Genomic DNA, 23,051 nt, shown 5'->3' with positions numbered 1-23,051 from the left:
CGGCTGTTCGGCCTCGTGCGCGGGTTCGGAGGCCGACTTCAGCGCGACCGGCTCGGGAGTGTCGTTGTGGCCGCCGGGCAGCAGCGGCGCGGCGTGCGCGAACTGAGTGGCGGTGCCGATCAGCGCGCCGGTCGCGACGGCGGCGCTGGCGGCGAGCTTCATCCGGTCGCCCGTGCGCGGCTGGGCGCGGTGGCGGGTGGGACGCTCGGCAGCGCCGTCACCGGCGTAGATGTCACCGAGGAGGTCCTGAACGGATACGGAACTGGATGTCTCACGGTGCTGCGGCAAGGCTCGTCCTAGCGTCGATCAACTCGGTGGCGGCGCCGGGTCGAAACCTCACATTCGGTAACGATTCGGCATCTGTTGTGACGGAAACTGTACTCCGTCGTGACCTTTTCGCAACCTCCTCGGAGGAATTCGCAGGTGGAAGGCTGATCTTGGTGCCGTGGGCGCCGTTATCGAGGACCACGGCCGGGTTCAGACTGAACAGGTGATCCTCGACAACGTGCGCACCCCGATCGTGCTGGCGCCGATGGCCGGCGGCCCGTCCACCCCGGAACTCGCCGCCGCTGTCGGCGAGGCGGGCGGCCTGGGATTCCTCGCCGCCGGATATCTGAGTGCCGCCGATACCGCCGCGCGCATCGCGACGCTGCGCGAACTCACCGAGACGCCCTTCGGCGTGAACCTGTTCGTTCCGGGCGCGCCCACGCCGCCGGAACACTTCGCGGCCTACCTCGACCGGCTCAGCCGCCGCTTCCCGCTGGGCGAGGCACGTTTCGACGCCGACGCCTGGGACGAGAAGCTCGACCTGCTCACCGCCGAGCCGGTGGCGGTGGTCTCGTGCACCTTCGGCTGCCCCTCGGAGGCCGAGATCGAGCGCCTGCATCGCGCCGGATCCGAGGTGTGGGTCACGGTGACCTCGGTGCCGGAGGCCCGGGTCGCGGCCGAGACGGGTGCAGACGTCCTCATCGCCCAGGGCGCGGAGGGCGGCGGACATCGGGGCGGTTTCGCCGACCGGCCCGAGGAGGACGTGGCCGATCCGCTCACCACCCTGGCACTGGTGCAGCTGGTGCGCGCAGCGGTCGAGGCGCCGGTGGTCGCGGCAGGCGGCATCGCCACCGGCGCGGGTATCGCCGCGGTCCTCGCCGCCGGCGCCGCGGCCGCACAGCTGGGCACGGCCTTCCTCCGCTGTCCGGAGGCGGGCACCTCGGCACTGCACCGCGATGCGCTGGAGATCGAAACCCCGACCATGCTGACCCGCGCCTTCAGCGGCCGCCGAGCCCGCGGCCTGCGCAATCAATTCATGCTCGACAACCCCGACGCGCCTGCGGCCTACCCCGAAATCCATTACGCCACCGGACCGTTGCGAGCCGAGGCCCGCGCCGCCGACAACCCGGACGCGGTGAATCTGTGGGCCGGGCAGGCACATACCCTCGCGGAGGCCGTTCCTGCCGCCGACCTGGTACGCAAGCTCACGGAAGAAGCGAAAGCCGCTCTGCAATCGGCACTTTCGCGGCCATTCCCGTCTTGTTGACAACGTTTTTCGTTTAGACTCGTGGGACATCACCCGCCATCCCACGAGGAGAGCGTCATGTCATTGGATGTCCCAGCCGCACTGCTCGAACGCGCTGAAAGCGGTCCGGTCAGCGACGAGGAATTCGTCGAATGCGTTCGCACCTCCCTGCCGTACGCCTACGAGGTCGTCAGCCGAGTGGCCGCCGACTTGCGTTCCGGCACAGCAGAATTCGCGGACAACCAGGTACCCCCGCCGGACGAGACAGCCCGCGGCCAACTGCTGCGCGCGATGGCGTCGGATTCGATTCGCGGCAGCCTGGAGCGGCATTTCGGCATCAAGCTGGCCTTCCAGAACTGCCATCGGGTGGCGGCCTTCCCGCTGTCCGCCGTCGGCGGCGACACCTACTCGACCTTCATCTCCACCCGCGCTCAACTGCTCAATCAGAGCCCGGAACTGCGTAACTGCTGACCCGTGCGGTTCCGGCGCCGGTGCGTCCGGCGCCGGAACCGGCGTTACGCTTCGCCGCCCGCTCCCCATTCCCGCAGCCGGCGTTTGAGGACCTTTCCGGTGGGGTTGCGCGGCAGCTCGTCGATGAACACCACCTCGCGAGGCACCTTGTAACGCGCCAGGTTCGACTTCACATGCGCTTTGATCTCCTCCGCGCCGAGGGTTTCGGTGGTGCGGACGACGAAAGCGACCAGCCGGGCGCCGTATTCGTCGTCGGGCACGCCGATGACCGCAGCCTCTCGCACGTCCGGATGCGCGTCGAGCAATTCCTCGACCTCGGCCGGGAACACGTTCTCCCCGCCCGAGACGATCATGTCGTCGTCGCGGCCGTCGATGAAAAGCCTTCCGGCGGAATCGAAATGACCGACATCGCCGGTGGACATCAGCCCGCGGATCTGCTCCTTGCCGCCGCCACCGGTATAGCCGTCGAAGGGAATCGCGTTGCGGACGAAGATCCGCCCGGTGGTCCCCGGCGGCACCGGCTCGCCCTGCCCGTCGAGGATCTCGACTACCGCGCCCGCCACGGGTGAGCCCACACATCCCGGTTCCTCCGCCAGATCCTCCGGCGTGGCGACGGTGGCGTAAGCGACCTCGGTGGATCCGTACAGGTTGTAGACGACCGGCCCGAAGATGGCGGTCACCCGCCGGCACAGGTCGGCACCCAACTGCGATCCGGCGACGAAAACGATGCGCAGCGCCGACAGATCCCGCTCACTCACCGCCTCCGGCCCCAGTTCGACCATGCGCGCGAGCATCACCGGCACCACGATCAGCGCGGTCGCGTGATGTTCGGCCATGCTGTCGATCACCCGCTGCGGATCGAATCGCCGCCGGATCACGAGTGTCGAGCCGAAACCGATGGCCAGCAACGACATCGCGAAGCCGAGGGTGTGGAACAGCGGCGCCGGGCATTCGGTCACCTCGCGGGTCCGGAACGGCACCTTGCTGAGAATCGCGCCGAGCGGTTCCAGCGAACGCGGCTCCGACCGCGGCGCGCCCTTGGGTGTGCCGGTGGTGCCGCTGGTCAGCAGGATGATCTTGGCGCCGGAGCGCGAGAACGGCGGCGTGGCGGGCGAGCCGGCGGTGATCAGCGATTCCAGGCTGGAGGTGTGCCCGGTCTCCGACCAGGCCCGATACGCTCCTCGCTCGGGGCTCAGATCGCCGAGGATGGATTCGTACTCCTCGTCGTACACCAGCAGATCCGCCCCCTCCCGGGCGGTCACATCGCGTAGTTGCGGCCCGGCGAAGTCGGTGTTCAGCAGGATGATCCGGGCCCCGCACTTGGCCGCGGCGAAGACCGCGTCGAGCAGACCGCGGTGATTGCGGGCCAGAATCGCCACGCCCTCGCCGGTGCGCAATCCGCGCTTGCGCCATTCGTTGGCCAGGCGGTTGGAGCGGTCGTCGAGTTCCCGATAGCTCAGCGTGCCGAGGTCGTCGATCACGGCGGCGCGATCGCCGTAGCGGCCGGCGGCGAGCCGCAGCAGCGCGGGCAGGGCACCGTGACGCAGTAGCGCGTCGCCCGCGGACAGCAACGTCAACGGCGAGTCGATGCCGATCACGCCACTGCCGATTGCCAGCCGCAGATAATCCAGCTCGGACCACGCCCGTGCGATCACCGTGCGTAACAGATTCACCGTCATGCTCGAATCCCCCTGCCGCGCCGACTGTCTCGCATCGGATGGCGGTGCACGCCCATGACCCCGGACCTCTCTGTCCCCGCCCGGTGGAGCCGGGGGTCCGCGAGGAGGCTACGGCTGCGTGGCCACGCGGGCTCCCCTGTCGGGCGCATACAACACCGCCCCTTCGACGGTACGCGCCCTCACCGTAACCCCGCCGCGCACGATCGGTCGACCGCAGCCGTGCGGGCGGAGTCGCTCCTGCCGGACTTCCTACTTTCCGTGTGCGCGCAACTGGTAGAGCCCGCGGGTCTCGGCCACGACCACGCCGTCGGCGTCGGTCACCGTGGCCTCGAGGGGGAAATCGGCCTTACCGTTGGCCTCGGCGTCGGCGATCACCCGCGCGATCTCCTCCTCCGACAGCGAAGCCTCGGCGCGTACATCGGTTTTCGCCGGCTTGCGGAAGAAGATCTGCAGGTCCTTCACCAGCGGGTAGTACTTGGCGTTGTCGAAGGTGGCGATCGGAATCGCACCGCCGAGAATTTCCGCGACGGTGAACAGCACGCCGGCGTACATGACGCCGAAGTGGTTGCCGTTGCCCTCGATCGGCACGGTGGTGGCCGCGAATCCGGGCCGCACCTCGAGTGCCTTGACACCCATCTTGTGCGCGATCGGGATGGTGAACTCCAGCGCGCCGTTCATGACATCCGCGAACGCGGGGGTGTCGTTGTTCGTCTCGGCGCTGCTCGTCTCGGTCATCGCCAACCCTTTCTGCACGTGATCGAACGCCCACCGGACGTCGGTGCTCAGCCTACGACACCTTGTTGACATAGCGCCAACAGGTTCGGTGATCCCCGCCGACCGGCACGGGCGGGCACCACCGGCCCCGCTCACGCCGCAGCCGCGGCCGGATGTTCCGGCCGCGGCTGCGGGATCGTTCACAGCGTCGGGACGCTCTGTGTCACAGCGTGGGGACGCTCAGTGTCACAGCGTCGGAACGCCCTATGTCACAGCGTCGTGACGCTCAATTCGCCGTCGGCGTAGCGCGCCCGCAACCGCTTCTTGTCGAATTTTCCGACGCTCGTCTTGGGCACCTCGTCGATGAAGGTCCAGTGCTCGGGCAGCTGCCACTTGGCGAATTTGTCCGCCAGGAAATCACGCAGCTCGGCCGGTTCGGCGCTCGCGCCCTCCTTGAGGACGATCGCGACCAGCGGCCGCTCGTCCCACTTCTCGTCCGGCACCCCGATAACCGAGGCCTCCGCGACGGCCGGATGACCCATGATCGCGTTCTCCAGATCCACCGAGGAGATCCATTCGCCGCCGGACTTGATCACATCCTTGGACCGGTCCACCAGCGTGAGATAGCCGTTGGGCGTGATCTTGCCGACGTCGCCGGTGCGCAGCCAGCCGTCGTCGAATTTGTCGGGGTCGACGGACGCACCCTCCGGTGAGTAATAGGCCCCGGCGATCCACGGGCCGCGCACCTCGAGTTCGCCCACGGCCTCGCCGTCGTTGGGCAGCACCGAGCCGTCGTCGCCGACCAGGCGCGCCTGGACCAGGGCCGGGAACCGGCCCTGCGTATAGCGGTACTCCCATTCGTCCTCGCCCGTCACACCCTTCGGCGGGTGCGCGACGCTGCCCAGCGGCGAGGTCTCGGTCATTCCCCAGGCGTGCAGCAGTCGCACCCCGTGCTTTTCCTGGAAGGCCCGCATCATCGACGGCGGCAGCGCGGACCCGCCGACGACCACCTCGCGCAGATGCCTGATGTCCTGCGGCTTCGCGTCCAACTGCGCCAGCACGCCACCCCAGATGGTCGGCACCGCGGCGGCGAAGGTCGGCTGCACCGCGGCCATCATCTCCAGCAGCGGCGCCGGCTGCAGGAAGCGGTCGGGCATCAGCACGCTCGCCCCCGACAGCATCGCCGCGTAGGGCAGACCCCAGGCGTTGGCGTGGAACAGCGGCACGATGGCCAGCACGGTGTCGGAGGAGGTGAATCCCATACTCGCGTTGGTCAGTACCTGCATGGCGTGCAGGACATTGGACCGGTGCGAGTACACCACGCCCTTGGGGTCGCCGGTGGTGCCGGAGGTGTAGCACATGCCGGCCGCGGAGCGTTCGTCGACGACCGGGAAATCGTAGGTATCCGGTTGTCCCGCAAGCAGTTCCGTGTAGGAGTGCACCTGCACGCCCTCGGGCGCGGTCAGATCCGCGGCATTGCCGTTGGCCACGATGACGTGGCGGACGGTCTTCAGCGTGGGCAGATAGTTGGCGAACATCGGCAGCAGCGAGCCGTCGACGATCACGACCTGATCCTCGGCGTGATTGGCCACGTAGGTGACCTGCTCGGGGAACAGCCGCAGGTTCAGCGCGTGCAGCACGGCGCCCATCGCGGGAACGGCGGCGTAGGCGACCATATGTTCGTTGTTGTTCCACATGAACGTGGCGACGCGGTCGCCCACGTCGATCCCCAGCCCGCGCAGCGCGTTGGCCAGCCGCGCCGATTCCGCGCCCAATTCCCGATAGGTCATGGTCCGAACCCCGTCGCCCGTCCAGGTCGACACCGTGGCATCGCCGTGGAACGTGGACGCATATCGCAGCAGAGTGGCCAGCGACAGTTGCTCGTCCTGCATCGTGCTCAACATCAGTAACCGCACTCCTTCACCGGTGAACGACGTCACACCTGCCGCGAGGATAGCCGAAACCGGACGTAGCGATTATCGGGCCGACCAGATGGTCCACTTTTCCCGCGACACGCGGCGCGAACAGCGCGGGCATGGGGATGAATCGGCCGCCCGTGGCGAACCCCTGATCGCCACGGGCAGCCGTCCCTGCCGTCCGGGTGCACCCGGATACGGCAGATCCGTCCCGAATGGCCGCCGGACGCGCGACGACACCCCCTGCAGCGCCGTCGAAACGCCAAATACCCACCGGGACAGGCTTTTTGAAGAGGAACTGGTATAGATAGTAGGTTCGGCGGGCCGGAACTGTCCAGCGGAGTCACATGTCCGGTCCACTGCGGCCACCGCAGCGTGGCCGGAAATATTGATTCATTGGCCGCTGATCTCTCGGAACCGACCGCCCGGCGCTCTACTCTTCGACTATGACTGCCACGCCGTCCATCGTGATCATCGGCGCCGGATTCGCCGGCCTCGGCATGGCGCTGGAATTACAGCGCGCCGGTATCGACAACTTCACCATCGTCGAAAAGGCCGCCGATCTGGGCGGCGTCTGGCGCGAGAACACCTATCCGGGCGCGGCCTGCGATGTGCCCTCGCCGCTGTACTCGTGGTCGTTCGAACCCAAATCCGATTGGCCTCGCCGGTTTTCGCAGCAGCGCGACATCCACGCGTATATGCGCGCGGTCGCCGAGAAGCACGATCTGCCGCGCAAGATCCGCTTCGGCATCGAGGTCACCGACGCGGAATTCGATCCGGCCCGCGGCGTCTGGCAGGTGCGCACCGCGGACGGTGAGACCCTCACCGCCGACGTGCTGATTCCCGCGGTGGGCCAGCTCTCGCGGCCGGCGATGCCGAATATCCCCGGCATCGACACCTTCACCGGTCCCGCCTTCCACTCCGCCGAATGGGACCACAGCGTCGATCTCACGGGCAAGCGGGTGGCGTGCATCGGCACCGGAGCCAGTGCGATCCAATACATTCCGGCCATTCAGCCGACGGTCGGGCATCTCACCCTGTTCCAGCGCTCCGCCGCCTGGGTGTTGCCGAAATTCGACACCGAATACACGGGCCTGCATCACGCGCTGTTCAAGTACTTTCCGCCCAGCCGGTGGGCCGAACGCTTCGCCATCTGGACCTTCTTCGAGGTGATGGCGCTGGCGCTGACCGACGTGCCGTGGATCAAACATCCGGTGGTCGCGATCGCCGACCGGCATCGCGCCAACGCCGTGCCCGATGAACAATTGCGCGCCAAGCTCACTCCGGACTACGCCGCCGGCTGTAAGCGCGGCCTGTTCTCCAACGAGTATTTTCCCGCACTCGCCCAGCCCAATGTCAGCGTGGAGACCACCGCGATCGAGGCGGTCACGGCGAACGGAATCCGCACCGCCGACGGCGTCGAGCATCCGGTGGACGTGATCATCTACGGCACCGGATTCAAGGGCACCGAATTCCTCGCGCCGATGAACATCTACGGCCTCGGCGGTCGCAAACTGTCCGACGAATGGGCGCCGGAGGGTGCGCGGGCATTCCTGGGCATGTCGGTGCCGGGCTTCCCGAATCTGTTCATGATGTACGGGCCCAACACCAATGTGGGGTCCGGCTCCATCATCTACATGCTGGAATCACAGGCCCGCTACATCCGGCAGGTGGTGGAGTATCTGTCCGCCAAACCCGGACACTTCCTCGCCGCACAGCCCGCTGCCGAACAGGCCTGGGACGACTGGCTGCGCAAGCGCCTGGCCGATACGCCGTGGAACTTCTGCTCCAGCTGGTATCGCAACGCCTCGGGCCGCATCACCAACAACTGGCCCGGCGCCACGCTGCTCTTCCGATGGAAGACACGGCGTTTCGACCCGGCCGACTATGCCGAAGGCGTGGCCGGAGCCTGATTCGCCGGCACGGTGTTCACAACCGGAGGGTGGTGAACACCGCGACCGTACTGTCCTGGCGGTAGTAGATGTCGGCCGGTGCGTCGGCGAGATGAGCATCGGGTAGCCGGCTGTAATCGACCGCCCGGAGAGTGAGCGGTCCGGCCGGCGCCGTGAGTTGGATATCGACCCCTTCGGCGGGCGGCGCGTAGAACCGGACCCCCTGGGCGGGCACCGGGTTGATGTCGCGTCCCGCGACCGTGAGTGCGCGCACCGGCCCGGTATACCGCAGCGCGACGGAGGTGGCCCCACGGGTGGATCGCAGCCGCAGCCGCACGGTGCGCAGATCCGCCTCGGTGCGGTCGGAAAGGACTTCGGCGACAGGACCGGGGAGATCGTGCGCCGGGGCGGCGCCGGCGGATGCCGCGTCGGTCCACAACTGCGCGAATGCCCCGGGCGGCGAGCCGGATTCGACGAAACCGCGGGTCCATCGATCCGGGGCCTCGGCGGAAATCCACTGCGCCTCGCGGCTGTTCGCATCGAGCGCATAGGACAGTTGCGACATCAGTGGATGCCGCGCGTCGAACCGGTCGACGACCGTCCCGGCCGCCGCGAGCGCCACCGTGAGGACCACCGCCGCCGCGGGGATAAGGACGCCCCGACGGCTCGGCCACGCGTGGGTCAGGGTGAGGGTGAACAAGCCGCCGAGTATCAGCACCACGGGCGCGGTGAGATATGCGGCGGCGGCGAGTCCGGTCTGCAGCGCCGCGTACGCGGTGCCGCCGGCGAAGACCGCCGCCGGGACGAGGAACAGGGTGAGCACCGGCAACCGCGGGCGGTCGGGCACCGCGAAGGTCAGCGCGACGCCGACGACAGCGGCGAGGGCCGGAACCACCACCATCACACCCGCGGCCGGCGCCGCAGCCGTGACCACCGCACCGATCGCCGTCACCGCGCACAGCACGCCCACGGCGGTCGCGGAGGGCCCGAACAGTCGACGCGACAGCGCATACCAAGCGGCGAGTACCGCCACACACGCCATCACCACGGCCGCGGCGTAGAACTGCGGGCGGTACGGATCGACGAACAGCGCGCGATACTCCGGGCGGATCGCGGTGATCGCTTTCCACAATCCGTAGACGGCGCCCATTCCGATCGGAACCGCCACCAGAGCGGTTGCCGCCGCGCCCAGAGTCCGGCCGATCGTCGCCTCACCGGTCCGGCGGATCCGCCACACCACCCACGCCGCGAGCAGCACCGAAGCCACCGCCGCCACGACCACCAGCCACAGCGGCAGCACCACCAGCTCACCGAACGGCAGCGGAAAGTACGCGCGATTCGGCTGATCGGCCGCGGCCCGCAGATCCCGCGCCGCGAATTCGCGCGCCGCGGCGGTGGTGTTGTCGCCGAATTGCTGCACGGTGGCCAGGTCGACGTGGTCCGGGTCGTCGAACGGATTGTGGTAGTAGGCGTTCCGACCGGCGAAGGCCCAGTCGAGCACCCGGAAGCCGTGGGGGTCCAGCGCCGCGAAATCGGTATTGCTCCCGGTCTGATCCCCGCCCAGGGTCGTGGACAGCGAATCGGTGTTCGGATGCGGTACTCCGGTGACCACACTGATCAGCCCGGCGTCGGGGTGACTGATCCGCCACAGCATCGGCGGACCACCGGCGCCGCGCGCCTCGTGATTGATCACCACTCCGCCGCGCGGGTCGGCGCCGCCGGAGGTCGCGAAGGCCTCGGCGCCGAGCAGACCCACCTCTTCGGCGTCGGTGAGCAGCACCACGAGATCGTTGCGCGGCTGCAGTCCGCTCGCCCGCAGCGCACGCACCGCTTCCAGAACGGTGGCGACACCGACCCCGTCGTCGTTCGCACCGGGACCGGACGGCACCGAATCATAATGCGCGACAAGGTAAACGGTTCCCGTAGCGGCGCGTCCCGGCCAGCGGGCGACGATATTTCCGGTCTGCCCGAGCACCGCTACCGCACGATGCGGATCCACCGGATACTTGCCCACGCCGTAGCGAACATCGGTGTCCAGCCCCAGTTCTCGCAGCTTGCCCACCAGATGCTCGCGCACCCGGTCGTGTTCGGCGGTGCCGACGGGGTGTGGCCGCGAGGCGATCTCCCGGATCGTCGCCAGCGCACGGGCGGCACCGAATTCCGTCGCAGGGGCCGCGGCGTCGCGATATCCGTGCGGTTGTTGCTCCCAGGCCGTCGCGATCGCGATCAGGACCAGGACAGCGAAGGCCAGCACACCCGATACTCGACGCCCCATCGTGCGATGGTAACCCGGCAAAACCGCGAAAATCGGACAGGCCGAGCGCCCGCGACCCGCAAAGGGCAGCACCGCAATGGTTTCGATCCGTCCGAACACAAAGGTGGGATCGCCCGATGCGCGCACTAGCCTCGATCCGATGAGTCTTTCAGTTCCGATCGGGGTTTCGGTCTGGCCGCGGCCCGATGCGGCCAACGACGTCGACGAGGTCCTCCGGCTCGCCACGCAGGCGCAGCGCACGGGTGTGCGTTCGGTGTGGTTCGGACAGAAATTCGATCTCGATGCGCTGACCCTCGCGGCGGTGGTCGGGCTCGCCGTACCGGAGATCGGGGTGGGCACCTCCGTGGTGCCGATCAATCCGCGCCATCCGCTGGTCGTCGCGTCGCAGGCCCAGACCGCACAGGCCGCGTCGGGCGGCCGCTTCCGCCTGGGCATCGGATTGGGCGCTCCCCCACTGGAATCGGCGGCATTCGGCATCCGCGAGGACAAGCCGGTGCGGCGGCTGCGCGAATATCTGATCGCGCTGCGCCAGGCCATCGAGGACGGCACCGTCGACGTACAGGGCGAGCGGGTGTACGCCCGCCCGCCGATACCGACGACGGTGCACGGCGGCAGCAATATCCCCCTGCTCGTGGCAGCCATGGGGCCGCAAGCGTTGCGGGCCACGGGCGAATCGGCCGACGGCGTATTGCCGTTCCTCGCCGGGCCGCGCACGCTGGAATCGCATATCGTGCCTACTTTGCAGCAGGCCCGCCCGGCGAATCCGGTGCGGCCGCTACAGGTGGTCGCCGGTGTGGTCGCGATCGTCACCGATCGCGCCGAGCAGGTGCGCGAGACCGCGGCGCACGCGCTGGCGTTCTACGAACAATTCGATTCCTACCGCGCGGTTCTCGACCGCGAGGGCCTCGCCCACGCGGTCGATGTGGCGCTGATCGGCGACGAGGACCATGTCACCCGCGGCCTCCAGGCGTATGTCGATGCCGGTGCCACCGAGCTGCTGATCCACCAGACCGATCTCGCCGGCGAGGACGATCAGCTGCGCACCTGGAAGTTGCTTGCCGAGCTCACCGCCTGATCATTCGCTCCGGGGCCGGGCGATGATGATCGGGCATTCGACGCTGTGCATCAGCGCCTGACTGGTGGAGCCCAACGTCATTCCGGGAAATCCGCCCTTACCGTGACTGCCGACCACGACGAGCTGCGCCGCGGCGGATTCGCGGAGGAGGCGCCGCACCGGCCGATCCTCGACGACGACCCGGCGCACCGCAATCGGTTCGTCCGGATCCTCGTGCGCGGCCAGGGCGGCGTCGAGGAGCCGATTTCCCTCCTCTTCGAGGGCCGCCGGGGACGGGTAGTCGCCGAACCGCTGCCAGGTGTGTACGACCACCAGATCGGTCCGGCGCCGCCGCGCCTCGTCGACGGCGATCGCGAGAGCCTGTGCGCTGCACGGGGAATCGTCGTATCCGACGAGCACCGGCCGCTCGGACCCGAGCAGCGGATCCGCCGGCACCACGGCGACCGGGCCGCGAGCGTGCCGCACCAGTGCGGTGCTGACCGAACCGAGCAGGCTGCGCTGATAGGCCCCGAGTCCTCGCGCGCCGACCACCACCAGACGAGCCTCGTCGGCCTGGGACAGCAGCGCGGGAATGATCGGCGCATCGATGACGGCGGTGTCGATATCGATCTTCGGGGCGATATCGGCCGCCACCCGAGCGGCCGCCGCGACCGCGCGCTGGGCCTGCTCGCGGGTGCGCTCGTGGTAGGCGCACACGCCCTCGTCGCCGGCGCGGTCCTCCGGAACCGGCGGCACCGCCGAAACCACCTCCAGCGGAACCCGGTGCAGCGCCGCATCATCGGCGGCCCAGCGCGCGGCCCGCAGCGCATCGTCGGAACTGTCGACTCCCACCACCACGGGCGCCTTCGAGGCCATGCGTCCCACCTTCCGAGCGGTTCACGAACGTTCCAGGGCGAAGACACCCCCACCCTACCGGCCGGGATGGTGACAACTGCGATACTGGCGATACTCCGACGAATGCACCCGACGAAATATCGCTCTGGGAGGCATCATGCAGCACGTTCCCGACCGCTCGACGATCGTCGCGGCCCTGCAGTTGGCCGCCCGCGCCCCGTCCGTGCACAACACCCAGCCCTGGCGCTGGGATTTCGACGGCACCCGGCTGCACCTGTTCAGTGATTCCACCCGGCAACTGAAGGTGGCCGATCCGAGCGGGCGCCAGGAGTTGATCAGCTGCGGCGCCAACCTGCACCACGCCCGGATCGCCTTCGCCGAGCAGGGGCATCCCATCGCGGTGTCCTATGTGCCCGAGGAAGGGCTGCACGACCTGCTGGCCGTCGCCGAATTCGAGCCGCCCCGCGCGCCTTCGGATCGCGAACGCGCCCTCGCCGCCGCGATCCGCGCGCGCCGCACCGACCGGCTCCCGATGTCGGCGCCGGACCGGCCGGAGCTGGTGCGACAGTTGCGTGAGGTGTCCGAGGTGGACGGTGTGCACCTGAACGCCGTCGACGATTCGGTGCGGCCCCGGCTCGCCGCAGCTTCCGAGCAGACCGCCGCCCTGCAACAGTTCGACACCCCTTACCAGACCGAATTACGCTGGTGGACAGGCAATTTCGATCTTCCGGAAGGGATACCGTCCTACGCTCTGCCCACCGCCCGCGAGGCGGCACTGGTCGACGTCGGCCGCGACTTTCCCGTCCCGTCCGGAGACCCGCACCGCACCGGCGAACCCGATCACGCCACCCTCGTGGTGCTCAGCACCGCCGAGAACACTCCGCACGAATGGCTGGCGACCGGCGAAACCCTGTCCACCGCCCTGCTGTCGGCCACCGCGGCCGGACTGGCGACCTGCCCCCTCACCCACATCACCGAAATCCCGGCCGCCGTCCGCGCGATCCGCGCGCTCCTCCCCGACCCGGATCAAATCCCCCAGGTACTCATCCGCCTGGGCACCGCACCCCACGACACCTTCGTCCCGCCCACCCCGCGCCGCCCGGTCGAGGATTTCTTGTCCTTGCCGCATTGAGGCGCCGGAGACCGGTCGCCCCATGGCGGAGTGGCCACCGGCCCGCCACACGCTAGACTGACCACGCCTGATCGTCACCCCCGGGAGGCACAGGCATCGTGGACCACTGCGAGGCAGGTGCGAATTCCGTTGCGAAACGGGGTTTTCCACATTTCCGCGCACGGTCCGCGCCCTCGTAGCTCAGGGGATAGAGCACCGCTCTCCTAAAGCGGGTGTCGCAGGTTCGAATCCTGCCGAGGGCACACATCGGTTCGGCCTGTTCAGGTCTGCCGCTGCCCTGGAAACCGAAATATTTACGGACCCGCGAACCCTGCCGAATGCGGCGGCCGGACATTGTAAAAGGGTTGATTCGGCAACTTTCTGACATACGGCGGAAACGCGTAGAATTCCACCAGGTCGGGACAGCTATCTGGAGCCCATCATGATCAAGAAAAGGAATTCACACTCGAAATTCGCCCGGTTGGCAGCAGCAGCCGGAATGGCCGCAATCGCTGCGGTTCCGGTCGTCGCAGCCGCGACACAAGCATCCGCCACCGAAGCAACGACGTCGACATCCGCGACTCAATCCGTCGACAATCCCGGCTGGGGCCACGGCAATGGCTGGGGTCACGGTAACGGCTGGGGTTGGGGGAACGGCTGGGGTTGGGGAAATGGCGGCGGCTGGGGTAACGGCGGCGGCTGGGGTAACGGCGGCGGCTGGGGTAACGGAGGTTGGGGTAACGGCGGTTGGGGTAATCCCGGCTGGTGGAACCCATTCGGCGGCGGCTGGGGAAGCTTCTAGTGCCGATGACCGAGCCCGGACACGCACAGCGTGCCGGGCTCGGCCGCGTCCGATACCGATCGTGTGATGCCGGAATAGACCGACCGGGCCGGAACTGGTGACCGAATGAAAATCGTATGTGTCGGTGGCGGGCCCGCCGGACTGTACTTCGCCATTTCGATGAAGCGGCGCGACCCGGGCCATGCCGTCACGGTGATCGACCGAGATCCTCCCGGGTCCACCTACGGCTGGGGCGTCGTCTACTGGGACGATCTGCTCGACATCCTGTACCGGAACGACCCCGACAGCGCACAGACGGTGCGGGCCGGATCTGTGCTCTGGCAGGAACAGGCAATCCACGTCGGCGACGACGGCACCGCCTATTTCCCGGGATACGGATTCAGCATGGGGCGAGCGGCATTGCTCGATGTGCTGTCGCAGCGGGCCACCGACCTCGGCGTCGATGTCCAGCACGGCCGGGAAATTCACGATCTGTCCGGCTTCGACGACGCCGATCTCGTCATCGCTGCCGACGGCGCGAACAGCCGGGTGCGGCAGCTGGAGGATCATCGCTTCGGAACATCGGTGAACCTCGGCGAGAATCGATATATCTGGCTCGGCACCGACAAGGTCTTCGACCGATTCACCTTCGCCTTCGAACACACGCCGGCCGGTTGGATCTGGTTCCACGCCTACCCGTCGATCGCCGGAAAGATCAGCACCTGCATCGTGGAATGCCAACCGCGGACGTGGCGCGAATCGGGATTCGATTCCCTGGACGGCGCCGCGAATGTGCGTCTTCTGGAAAAGATATTCGCGCGCGTTCTCGACGGTCACTCGTTGATCAGCAAGACACGAGGCGAATTCGCAAGGTGGAGTTGCTTTCCCGAAGTGACCAACAAAACCTGGTATCACGACAATGTGGTGCTGGTCGGCGATGCGGCGCACACGACGCACTTCACCATCGGTTCGGGCACCCGGTTGGCGATCATCGACGCCATCGTGCTCGCCCAGAGCCTGTACGAACACGGCGAGATCGCCGATGCGCTGGAGAATTACGATGCGCAGCGGCGCGCGGCGATGCGCCCGATCCAGGCCGCCGCCCGTGCCAGCATGACCTGGTTCGAACACGCCGACCGGTATCTGGACCGCAACGCCGTGCAGTTCGCCTATGCGATGGCGGTTCGGCACGGGCTGCAAATGCCGTGGCGATACCAGATGCACCTGCTCACACAGGTTCCCGCCGTGCGCACGATGCGCAGGGGTATCGATTCCGGGCAGCGGTGGTGGCGAGCGGCGCGGCGCGGCGAACTCGCGATGCCGCGGCGCTGATCTGTTCGGCGCTGATCTACTCGGCGCTGATCTACTCGGCGGCGCGACTGCTCTCGTCGCGATGCAGCACCCAGGTGCCGCGGCCGGCGGCCTTGGCCCGGTACAGGCCCACGTCGGCATCGTTCAGCAGTTTCTCGGCGTTCGCGCCCGCCACCGGGGCGACGACGGCGCCGATGCTGGCCGACATCGCCAGCAGATCGGTGGGACCGACCGGGACCGGTTCCCGCAGGGTCGCAAGCATGGTCTCGGCGGCGGCGTGCGCCGCCTCTTCGTCACACGGAGGTGCGAGCAGCGCGACGAACTCGTCTCCGCCGATGCGGGTGACCGTGACCGCCGGTGAGGTCATCGTCGCGTCCAGCCGGCGACCGACCTCGGCCAGCACGCTGTCGCCCGCGCGGTGGCCGTACCGGTCGTTGATCAGCTTGAACTCGTCGAGGTCGAGGAAACACAAACCGATGTGGTCGGCGGGACCGGCCGTCGCGACGATGGCCTCCAACTGCTCGAGCAGGCAGTGTCGGTTGGGCAGTCCCGTCAACGGGTCGTGGCGCGCCTGCCACCACAGTTTCCGCTCCATCGCGCGCCGTTCGGTGATGTCCTCTCCGACGGCGAGCAGCCGCAGATCGCGCCCACCCGCTCCGCGCACCAGCGTCATCGTCCAGGCACCCCAGCAGACGGTGCCGTCGGGACGGCAGAAGCGGCCTTCGAAGTGCACGGTGCCATACCGGCGCTGGTACAGGTCGACGACCACCTGCTGAAGTTTGTCGCGATCCTCGGGATGCATCAGATCCAGACCAGCCACGCCCGGCAGTTCCTCCGGCTTCATCCCGACCATCCGTGCCGTGGTCCGGTTGGCTTCCAGCGTGATGCCGTTGCTGTCGTAGAGGGCGATCGCCACCGCAGCGTTGTCGAACACCACGCGGAAGCGCTGGTCGGCAACCTCGCGGCTGTCCGCGTGGACCTTCAACAGTTCGGCACTGTAGCCGCGGCCGAGTTCGCCCAGGAGCGCGCCGAACCGCCGCGTGCTATCCGGCCGCTGCGACCGTTCCAGCAAACCGGCCAGCACCGTCGCGGACGGGGTCATCAATGCGGGGTCGGTCAGCTTCCACCGCACCATCTCGACCCCGACGCGGTATGCGGGCGACGGATCGAACGGCTCGGCCGACATGGCAACGTCCAGTTCGACGATCCACGTGGTCAACTGCTCGACGCGCGGCAGAGATGTCGGCACGCCACCGCAATCGACCAGGGCCGCCGACCAGTCTCGCGCCATGTCGGCAACCTCGCGCCTGTCCATCCGCGAGGACCTTCCTCCATCGCCGGACCCGCGAGGCCCGGCACCGACGACCCTCCCCATTCGCTACCAACGAGCATACGAAACAACCGCTCTGCCGTGTGGGTGACGGCGGGAACCGGCCGCACTACCGACGCCCCCGGTCGAGCCGGCATCCCCTGCACACGGGACGCCCGCACGACGACGCGAGGCAGCTGTCCGATCCACTCGGGAACTACCCCCGATCGCGGGAGAGTAACGCCCCCGGTTCCGCGTCGAGATGTCCGGATGCACCGTTTCCGCACGGCTCGACCGCCGTAACCCGGTGGCGTGGTCGGTGGCCGAAGCCCTCGATGGCGCTCACCGACGTCGCCGCTCAGGACGTGCGAGAGCTCGAGCCGAGGGCCCCTGGCGACTGATCGCACCGCATCGAAAAGTGCAGCGCAGCAATTATTTTCGAGGGCAATTCGCGAAGATCCTTGACGGGCTGTGGCATACGGCGCAGAATAGCGGGCGGGGACGGGGGCAGGTCGCCGGGCGATATCGGGGGAGGATTCGCACAGACCCGAAATTCCTTGCGGGATAGCGACTTACATCCGGAACGACATGTTCGTTCGGACCGGCAGCACGGGGGGACTGATCAAGTGCGTCGAAATTCCGGCGCGATCCGCTTTCCTCGAATCCACGACTCCATCAATTCTCGGTTGCACACGTCCGAGTCGAACAGAACGACTCGGAATGAGACCGCCTCCAAGGGGAGTGCGAGGAAAGGAAGGAAAGTGAAGATGGAGAACACGGCAGACAGCTCGGACAAGAAGATCTACGAGAAGCCGGTGATCGCCAAATGCGGCGATTTCCGCAACCTCACCGGGGGCGTTTTCACCACGGAATCCGACCTGCTGGTCGGACGCCGCGGAATGATCTGAGCCGTCAGCACCGAGCTCGAATCATAGGGGGTTGGAGGATGACTGGCGATGCTCGGACAGGATTTGTCGTTCTGCCCGACCACGGGGCGGCAGTGAGCATCGCCAGGCGTCTCCTCCCGTGGGCGCGGGTGTTGGCAGAGCACCGTTCGGGACGTCCGATGGTCGTCGGACATTGCCCGGACCGGCCGGTCATTCACGCGAACGGCCGCGCGGCGCAGGTGGTGATCCTCGGCCACGCTCTGATCAGCGAGCAGGCCGTCCTCGACTATGCGATGTCGACAGGTTCACCGGCTCGATGGCGAGTGATCCTGGACGCGATCGACGGATCGTTTCACTCGATCGTCGAGGTGAACGGCGACATCCACCTGAACGGTGCCGCATACGGATCCCGCGGCCTGTACCGCGCCCGCGTGGACGGCATCGACATCGCCGCCGATACCGTGCACGCCCTGCGGCACCTCGTCGGCGGCAAACTCGACGCCGGTGCCCTCGCCGCACATCTGCTCGAACCCGTTCCGCATCACCTCGCACAACGTCCGCTGCTCACGGGAATCGAACCGCTCGCCCGCGGTACCGGGTTGGTGATCACACCGACCGGAACGTCCCGGATGGTGCGGAGCGCGAGTGAAAGGACCGCCGTCCGGGGCCTCGAGGAGGGCGCACACGAGGTACGGAGCCGACTCGAGGCGGCGGTACGGGCTCGGACCGCGGCGGGTGGCACGGTTACCTGCGAACTTTCCGGCGGTTACGACTCGACGTCGATCAGTTTTCTCGCCGCCCGCGGACCGGCGGAGATCACGCTGCTGACGGCACGCGGACGCGATTCCGCCAATGAAGACCTCGAATGGGCCCTGCTCGCCGCCCGGCACCTGCCACATGTGCGGCACACGATCCTTCCCGATTCCGAACTGCCTTTCACCTACGCCGGCCTGGAGGAGGGGCCGACCTGGCTGAACGAGCCCTCACCGCTCATCGCCGGCAGAAGCCGGGTAGGTGCGCTCGCGGCACTGGCGGCAACCTTCGGTCCCACCGTGCACCTGACCGGCCACGGGGGCGATCACCTCTTCACCGGACTGCCGACGCTCTACCGCGATCTACTGTGGCGTCGCCCGCTCACCGCATGGCGGGGACTGCGCAGTTTCGGCGCCCTCGGCGGTTGGCGATCACGAGATCTCCTGCGCGGCGCGGTCGAGCCCGCGGATTTCCGGGCGTGGTGGAAAAGGAATTCTGTACCGATCGCCGGTGTGCCGGAACGGCGCAAACCGATGCTGGGCTGGGCCCTGGTTCCGTCCATTCCGGTGTGGGCCTCGGCAGCGGCGAAAGATGCTGTGCACGAGGGAATCTCGTGGATGGCCGCCGATGCCGAACCGCTGGCGCCCGCTCGTGGGCGCCACGTCGAACTGGAGTCGATTGTCGAGGGGGCCCGGACGGTGGCCGTGTTGAACCGCATGTCACTGGCATCCGGCGGGCCGCCCCTGTCCGCACCCTATTTCGATGACCGAGTTATTTCCGCTGCCCTGTCGGTGGCGGTTCCGGATCGGGTCAGCGCCTGGACGTACAAGCCTCTGCTCAGGGCCGCGGTCAGCGGAATCGTGCCCGACGAGGTACTGCGCCGGCAGACCAAGGACAGCGGATCACACGACGTCGAAGTGGGCCTGCGCAAGCATCGCGACGAACTCGTGGCTCTGTGGGAGAACTCGCGGCTCGGCGCCATGGGCCTGATCGACTCGAAGCGACTGAAGCATTTGTGCGCCAGCCCCAGTTCGTTCGAACTGGAAGACGGAACGATGTTCAGCACCATCGCCTGCGAACTCTGGCTGCGCGATCTGGAACGGAATTTTCTCGATCCGCGCGACAGTAGCGCGCGGAAAGCCTGAGGAGTGGGAGGGACCATGAATACCACGACACCGAGGCCCGGCTTGTCTTTCGTGCGAACGGAATACGGGGGCGTCGTTCTCGATTTGAAACAGGGCGAGTATTGGCGGCTCAATCCGGTCGGAGCGGAAGTGTTCGCATCGCTCCTCGCCGGCGACGCCGCCGATCCCGTTGCGGCAGTGCTCGATCGGTTCGACGTCGATGCCGTTACCGCGCAGCGAGACGTCGCCGAACTGGTGAGCCGCCTTCGAGCAGTGGGGCTGGTGCCGTCGTGAGCCACCAGATGGCGCTCGGGACCGAATTCGAGGCGGACGGACGCAGGGGTGAGCGCTCGGCCGCGGCCTGGGCCGTTCGCGCCGCGAGGGTCCTCGTCAGGTTGCCACCGCGACGGATCGAATGGATCCTGAAGCAGTTACACCGAGGAAGTCGTCCGGCCCCGTTCGACGATGCCGAGCGATGGCGGCGCCGGGTCGTCGAGGTGAGTCCCGACGCCGCCGGAAGATACGGCTGCCTGACGAGGTCCGTGGCGACGACGCTGCTGAGCCGACGCTACGGTGCGTGGACAACCTGGTGTGTCGGCGTGCGCACCGAGTTGCCGTTCGCCGCACACGCATGGGTCGAAGCAGACGGAAAGCTTGTCGGGGAGGCGGGAGACATGACGACATTCAGTCGACTGATCGTGGTCGGCCGGCATGTGAACGTGGGTGACGATGTCAGCTGACGACGGTGAGATTCGAGAGCGCGATTCCTGGCTGCGCCGCGTCGGGGCGCTGCTGAGAATTCTCGCACCACAACGCAATTCGCTGCTCGCGGCGACGGCACTGCTTCTCGTCGGCACCGGTTTGTCGTTGGCGCAACCGCTCCTGGCCGGACAGGTCGTCCGCGATGCCTCGGCGGGCGCGACGATCGCGTGGTCGCTCGCGGCGTTGGTGGGGGCCTATCTCCTGTATGCCGTCGCCGATACCGGCGGCAATTACATACTCGAGCGGTCCAGCGAATCCGTACTCTTGTCCGTGCGTCATCGTCTGGCCGGGCATCTGCTGCGGCTGAGAATTCCCACTCTGGAGTCACAGCGGGTCGGCGATCTCATCTCCCGGGTCACGCTCGATTCGACCGTGATCCGCAACGCCGTGGGCAGCAGCCTCGTCCAAATACTCACGGGCGCAATCACACTCGTGGGCACCGTGGCGGTGATGATCTATCTCGACTGGCTGTTGTTCTCGATCGTCTTCGTCACCGTGGGCGTCGCCGCGGCGGCGATGTTGCTGGTCATGACGCGAATCGAAGTGGCTTCGGTGCGCTTGCAGGAGAGCGTCGGCGCGCTGTCCGCGGATATCGAGCGCGCGCTGAACGGCGTGCGCACGGTGAAGGTCAACAATGCCGAGGACCGCGAACACGAGCGGTTGACCGAACTGGCCGGTGCCGCATTCGCCGCCGGCGTGCGCGCGGCCCGATTGAAGGCGCTGGGAAATCCGGCCATGCACCTGGCGGTGACCGGGTCGTTCGTGGTGTCCTTGCTGGTCGGCGGTGTGCGGGTGGCCAATCATCAGATGGAGTTGAGCAGCCTCGTCACGATGATGCTCCTCGCGATGAACCTGCTCATTCCGGTCGGCGATCTGTTCAACGGCTCCGTCGGATTGCAGAAGGCCTTGGGCGCGCTGAGCCGGATCGAATCGACGCTGAGTTTGCCGGCCGAGGACGTCGACGAGATTCCGCAGGTCGGCGTCGACGGTTCTTCGGCGATCGAGACCGCCTCGGCGAACGGGCGTCCCGCATTGGAATTCCGCGAGGTGCGTTTCTCCTACGACGAGCGGCCGATTCTCGACGGCGTGAGTTTCTCGGTACCTCCGCGGGGACATGTGGCCCTGGTCGGGCACTCGGGCGCCGGGAAATCCACCGTATTCTCCCTGGTGAGCCGGTTCTACGATCCGGACGGCGGCGATATTCTGCTCGGCGGCCGGTCCTACGCCGGTCGACCACGGCGGGCGTGGCGCTCGGAAATCAGCCTGCTGGAGCAGAACGCGCCGCTGCTGTTCGGCAGCCTCCGGGACAATCTGACCTACCGGCAGCCGGGCCTCGGCGAAGACGATCTGCAGCGCGCGACAGAGCTCGCCGGGCTGGCCGATCTCGTCTCCCGGCTCCCCCGTGGGCTGGACACTCCCGTGGGCGAGCACGGCGTCCTGCTCTCGGGCGGCGAGCGTCAACGCGTAGCACTGGCCCGAGCGCTGATCCGCCGGCCCGTCCTGATGATGCTCGACGAACCCACCGCGATGCTCGACGCCGAAACCGAGAAGGCGCTGAACGTGACCATCCAGAACGTGCGACAAGAATGTGCCCTCCTGGTGATCGCCCATCGCCTGTCCACCATCCGCGAGGCCGACATCGTCATGTTCCTGAAGGACGGGCGGATCGTCGACAGCGGGCCCCACGACGAACTGGTCGCCCGCAACGCCGACTATCGACAGCTGGTCGGAGCGACGGTGTGAATCCAGTGCGGGACCGACGGGTGTTCCGATGATCCGTCAGCTCGACAGGGTCACCACCGCGGCCGGGTCGAACAGGTCCCGGATTCGGTTCCACGGGAGCTGAACCGGGTAGTAGTCGCCCCGCGCGTGCGCGACGGAGAAGTAGACGGTGAGTCCCTCCGGGGAGGGGACCCAGTTGGCGAAATCGTCACTGCCGGGAGCGTGTGTGAACAGGGTGGGCCCGTCCGCGGGCACCAGGCTCTGGGCGGTCGCGGCGAGGGCGTTCCAGCTCTGGGCCCGGTCGCGCAAGGCCGTCGGCAACATGACCGGTTGCGCGGTTCCGGTGTCGATCACCACGGTGCCGATCTGGTTGACCGGATGCGGGCCGCCCTCCCACGTGTGGTCGGTGATCAGCACGCCCGCAACGACCTTCGTCCCGATCCGGGTGACGCGGCTGGTTTCCCCGCAGCGCAGCCGGGCGTCGTGCAGCGCACCGCTCGCGTCGCCGCCGCTCGTATCGGCCAGCGAGGCGCGCATCGCCGCGTTGAACCGATCGCGCACTGCCTGCTCACCGCCCTCGAGTTGCGGCAGCGTCACGTCGGTCGTCAGCGTCGCGGTCTGTTCCCGCACCGGCACGGTGGTGGCGGTGTACGGCCCTGCCGAGGCCACGGGCGAGTGCGGGCACCCGGCCTGCTGATCCGGCGATCCGCTGACCTGCTGAGCAACCGGTTCGGAGGAGGCCGGTCCATCAGCGGCATCGTCCGTACCGCACGCCGAAAGCGCCGCCACGCCGAACCAGATTGCCACCCACACTGCTCTTTTCACTGGGTACTCCCCCCGACTGTCACCGGCGAACGGCAGCATACAACCTGGACCTCACATTTCGGCGTGCTGTGTCGTCCAACAGGGGAAGGACCTGTAC

At 67.6% G+C, this 23,051-nt stretch carries 19 protein-coding genes, 1 tRNA gene and 1 pseudogene; 13 read left to right on the top strand and 8 right to left on the bottom strand.

What is annotated here, in order from left to right; genetic code table 11:
* Positions 1–288, bottom strand: a pseudogene (locus tag NN2_RS29025) (M23 family metallopeptidase); the annotation flags it as partial.
* A gap of 202 nt (positions 289–490) precedes the next feature.
* On the opposite strand from NN2_RS29025, the gene NN2_RS29020 reads away from it, so the two are divergent.
* Positions 491–1,534, top strand: a complete 1,044-nt coding sequence (locus tag NN2_RS29020; RefSeq protein ID WP_174555029.1) for a nitronate monooxygenase — start codon at positions 491–493, stop codon at positions 1,532–1,534.
* Between the two features lie 57 nt (positions 1,535–1,591).
* Complete coding sequence (locus NN2_RS29015; RefSeq protein ID WP_030513337.1) at positions 1,592–1,984, top strand: SCO5389 family protein; 393 nt, start codon at positions 1,592–1,594, stop codon at positions 1,982–1,984.
* Positions 1,985–2,028: 44 nt separating this feature from the next.
* Here the strand turns inward: NN2_RS29015 and NN2_RS29010 are convergent, their stop codons facing one another.
* From NN2_RS29010 to NN2_RS29000, 3 genes are all read right to left on the bottom strand, one after another.
* Positions 2,029–3,663 (bottom strand): acyl-CoA synthetase, encoded by a 1,635-nt coding sequence (locus NN2_RS29010; RefSeq protein ID WP_063017656.1) that lies wholly within the window; start codon positions 3,661–3,663, stop codon positions 2,029–2,031.
* 249 nt (positions 3,664–3,912) lie between these two features.
* Positions 3,913–4,398 carry a YiiD C-terminal domain-containing protein gene (locus NN2_RS29005; RefSeq protein ID WP_063017654.1) on the bottom strand — a complete coding sequence of 162 codons (486 nt, stop codon included), beginning with the start codon at positions 4,396–4,398 and terminating at the stop codon, positions 3,913–3,915.
* Between the two features lie 248 nt (positions 4,399–4,646).
* On the bottom strand, positions 4,647–6,281 hold the full coding sequence (locus NN2_RS29000) for a long-chain fatty acid--CoA ligase (protein ID WP_063017671.1): 1,635 nt from the start codon (positions 6,279–6,281) through the stop codon (positions 4,647–4,649).
* A gap of 458 nt (positions 6,282–6,739) precedes the next feature.
* On the opposite strand from NN2_RS29000, the gene NN2_RS28995 reads away from it, so the two are divergent.
* Complete coding sequence (locus NN2_RS28995) at positions 6,740–8,206, top strand: flavin-containing monooxygenase (RefSeq protein WP_030513333.1); 1,467 nt, start codon at positions 6,740–6,742, stop codon at positions 8,204–8,206.
* Positions 8,207–8,222: 16 nt separating this feature from the next.
* Here the strand turns inward: NN2_RS28995 and NN2_RS28990 are convergent, their stop codons facing one another.
* Positions 8,223–10,460, bottom strand: coding sequence for a M20/M25/M40 family metallo-hydrolase (locus tag NN2_RS28990; protein WP_156511501.1), 2,238 nt, complete (start codon positions 10,458–10,460; stop codon positions 8,223–8,225).
* A gap of 139 nt (positions 10,461–10,599) precedes the next feature.
* Here NN2_RS28990 and NN2_RS28985 point away from each other — a divergent pair, with 139 nt between their 5' ends.
* Positions 10,600–11,535, top strand: a complete 936-nt coding sequence (locus NN2_RS28985) for a TIGR03564 family F420-dependent LLM class oxidoreductase (protein ID WP_063017669.1) — start codon at positions 10,600–10,602, stop codon at positions 11,533–11,535.
* Here NN2_RS28985 and NN2_RS28980 read toward each other — a convergent pair whose 3' ends face one another.
* Complete coding sequence (locus NN2_RS28980; RefSeq protein WP_063017649.1) at positions 11,536–12,390, bottom strand: universal stress protein; 855 nt, start codon at positions 12,388–12,390, stop codon at positions 11,536–11,538.
* A gap of 136 nt (positions 12,391–12,526) precedes the next feature.
* Here NN2_RS28980 and NN2_RS28975 point away from each other — a divergent pair, with 136 nt between their 5' ends.
* The 4 genes from NN2_RS28975 to NN2_RS28965 all read left to right on the top strand — a co-directional run bounded on the left by NN2_RS28975 (position 12,527) and on the right by NN2_RS28965 (position 15,593).
* On the top strand, positions 12,527–13,501 hold the full coding sequence (locus NN2_RS28975) for an Acg family FMN-binding oxidoreductase (RefSeq protein ID WP_063017647.1): 975 nt from the start codon (positions 12,527–12,529) through the stop codon (positions 13,499–13,501).
* 169 nt (positions 13,502–13,670) lie between these two features.
* A tRNA-Arg gene (locus NN2_RS28970) sits at positions 13,671–13,743 on the top strand.
* Positions 13,744–13,922: 179 nt separating this feature from the next.
* The gene (locus NN2_RS38085; protein WP_174555028.1) at positions 13,923–14,282 is read left to right on the top strand and encodes an rSAM-associated Gly-rich repeat protein; all 360 of its coding nucleotides are present in this window, start codon (positions 13,923–13,925) and stop codon (positions 14,280–14,282) included.
* A gap of 105 nt (positions 14,283–14,387) precedes the next feature.
* Positions 14,388–15,593 carry an FAD-dependent monooxygenase gene (locus NN2_RS28965; RefSeq protein ID WP_063017645.1) on the top strand — a complete coding sequence of 402 codons (1,206 nt, stop codon included), beginning with the start codon at positions 14,388–14,390 and terminating at the stop codon, positions 15,591–15,593.
* A 31-nt stretch (positions 15,594–15,624) separates the two neighbouring features.
* Here the strand turns inward: NN2_RS28965 and NN2_RS28960 are convergent, their stop codons facing one another.
* Positions 15,625–16,863: a diguanylate cyclase domain-containing protein gene (locus NN2_RS28960; protein ID WP_169812460.1), complete on the bottom strand. Its 1,239-nt coding sequence runs from the start codon at positions 16,861–16,863 to the stop codon at positions 15,625–15,627.
* 785 nt (positions 16,864–17,648) lie between these two features.
* Between NN2_RS28960 and NN2_RS37890 the strand changes: the two genes are divergently transcribed.
* The 5 genes from NN2_RS37890 (at position 17,649) to NN2_RS28940 (ending at position 22,150) form a co-directional block, all read left to right on the top strand.
* On the top strand, positions 17,649–17,789 hold the full coding sequence (locus NN2_RS37890; protein ID WP_146098681.1) for a keywimysin-related RiPP: 141 nt from the start codon (positions 17,649–17,651) through the stop codon (positions 17,787–17,789).
* 158 nt (positions 17,790–17,947) lie between these two features.
* A complete protein-coding gene (locus NN2_RS28955; RefSeq protein ID WP_063017641.1) occupies positions 17,948–19,666 on the top strand; it encodes an asparagine synthase-related protein in 1,719 nt (572 codons plus the stop codon).
* Positions 19,667–19,681: 15 nt separating this feature from the next.
* Entirely contained in the window at positions 19,682–19,939 is a 258-nt protein-coding gene (locus NN2_RS28950) for a lasso peptide biosynthesis PqqD family chaperone (protein ID WP_063017667.1), read from the top strand.
* 8 nt (positions 19,940–19,947) lie between these two features.
* Positions 19,948–20,385, top strand: a complete 438-nt coding sequence (locus NN2_RS28945; protein WP_063017639.1) for a lasso peptide biosynthesis B2 protein — start codon at positions 19,948–19,950, stop codon at positions 20,383–20,385.
* The gene (locus NN2_RS28940; protein ID WP_146100906.1) at positions 20,375–22,150 is read left to right on the top strand and encodes an ABC transporter ATP-binding protein; all 1,776 of its coding nucleotides are present in this window, start codon (positions 20,375–20,377) and stop codon (positions 22,148–22,150) included. Before NN2_RS28945 ends, NN2_RS28940 begins: the two co-directional genes overlap by 11 nt.
* Positions 22,151–22,186: 36 nt before the next feature.
* Here NN2_RS28940 and NN2_RS28935 read toward each other — a convergent pair whose 3' ends face one another.
* Positions 22,187–22,954, bottom strand: coding sequence for a hypothetical protein (locus NN2_RS28935; RefSeq protein WP_146100905.1), 768 nt, complete (start codon positions 22,952–22,954; stop codon positions 22,187–22,189).
* Positions 22,955–23,051: the final 97 nt, after the last annotated feature.

Source organism: Nocardia nova NBRC 15556, from assembly GCF_001613005.1.
In the GTDB taxonomy this organism is placed as follows: Bacteria; Actinomycetota; Actinomycetes; order Mycobacteriales; family Mycobacteriaceae; genus Nocardia; species Nocardia nova.
Note: the sequence above shows the minus strand (reverse complement) of the source record. Positions and strands in the feature narration are given on the sequence as shown.

Excerpts from the sequence above, each read along its gene's own strand:
- NN2_RS28945 (WP_063017639.1), top strand. The coding sequence starts at position 19,948 with ATGGCGCTCGGGACCGAATTCGAGGCGGACGGACGCAGGGGTGAGCGC.
- NN2_RS28955 (WP_063017641.1), top strand. The coding sequence starts at position 17,948 with ATGGTCGTCGGACATTGCCCGGACCGGCCGGTCATTCACGCGAACGGC.
- NN2_RS38085 (WP_174555028.1), top strand. The coding sequence starts at position 13,923 with ATGATCAAGAAAAGGAATTCACACTCGAAATTCGCCCGGTTGGCAGCA.
- NN2_RS29000 (WP_063017671.1), bottom strand. The coding sequence starts at position 6,281 with ATGTTGAGCACGATGCAGGACGAGCAACTGTCGCTGGCCACTCTGCTG.
- NN2_RS28960 (WP_169812460.1), bottom strand. The coding sequence starts at position 16,863 with ATGGCGCGAGACTGGTCGGCGGCCCTGGTCGATTGCGGTGGCGTGCCG.
- NN2_RS28995 (WP_030513333.1), top strand. The coding sequence starts at position 6,740 with ATGACTGCCACGCCGTCCATCGTGATCATCGGCGCCGGATTCGCCGGC.
- NN2_RS28990 (WP_156511501.1), bottom strand. The coding sequence starts at position 10,460 with ATGGGGCGTCGAGTATCGGGTGTGCTGGCCTTCGCTGTCCTGGTCCTG.
- NN2_RS28950 (WP_063017667.1), top strand. The coding sequence starts at position 19,682 with ATGAATACCACGACACCGAGGCCCGGCTTGTCTTTCGTGCGAACGGAA.
- NN2_RS28965 (WP_063017645.1), top strand. The coding sequence starts at position 14,388 with ATGAAAATCGTATGTGTCGGTGGCGGGCCCGCCGGACTGTACTTCGCC.
- NN2_RS28940 (WP_146100906.1), top strand. The coding sequence starts at position 20,375 with ATGTCAGCTGACGACGGTGAGATTCGAGAGCGCGATTCCTGGCTGCGC.
- NN2_RS29015 (WP_030513337.1), top strand. The coding sequence starts at position 1,592 with ATGTCATTGGATGTCCCAGCCGCACTGCTCGAACGCGCTGAAAGCGGT.
- NN2_RS29010 (WP_063017656.1), bottom strand. The coding sequence starts at position 3,663 with ATGACGGTGAATCTGTTACGCACGGTGATCGCACGGGCGTGGTCCGAG.
- NN2_RS37890 (WP_146098681.1), top strand. The coding sequence starts at position 17,649 with ATGGAGAACACGGCAGACAGCTCGGACAAGAAGATCTACGAGAAGCCG.
- NN2_RS28985 (WP_063017669.1), top strand. The coding sequence starts at position 10,600 with ATGAGTCTTTCAGTTCCGATCGGGGTTTCGGTCTGGCCGCGGCCCGAT.
- NN2_RS28975 (WP_063017647.1), top strand. The coding sequence starts at position 12,527 with ATGCAGCACGTTCCCGACCGCTCGACGATCGTCGCGGCCCTGCAGTTG.
- NN2_RS29005 (WP_063017654.1), bottom strand. The coding sequence starts at position 4,398 with ATGACCGAGACGAGCAGCGCCGAGACGAACAACGACACCCCCGCGTTC.
- NN2_RS28980 (WP_063017649.1), bottom strand. The coding sequence starts at position 12,390 with ATGGCCTCGAAGGCGCCCGTGGTGGTGGGAGTCGACAGTTCCGACGAT.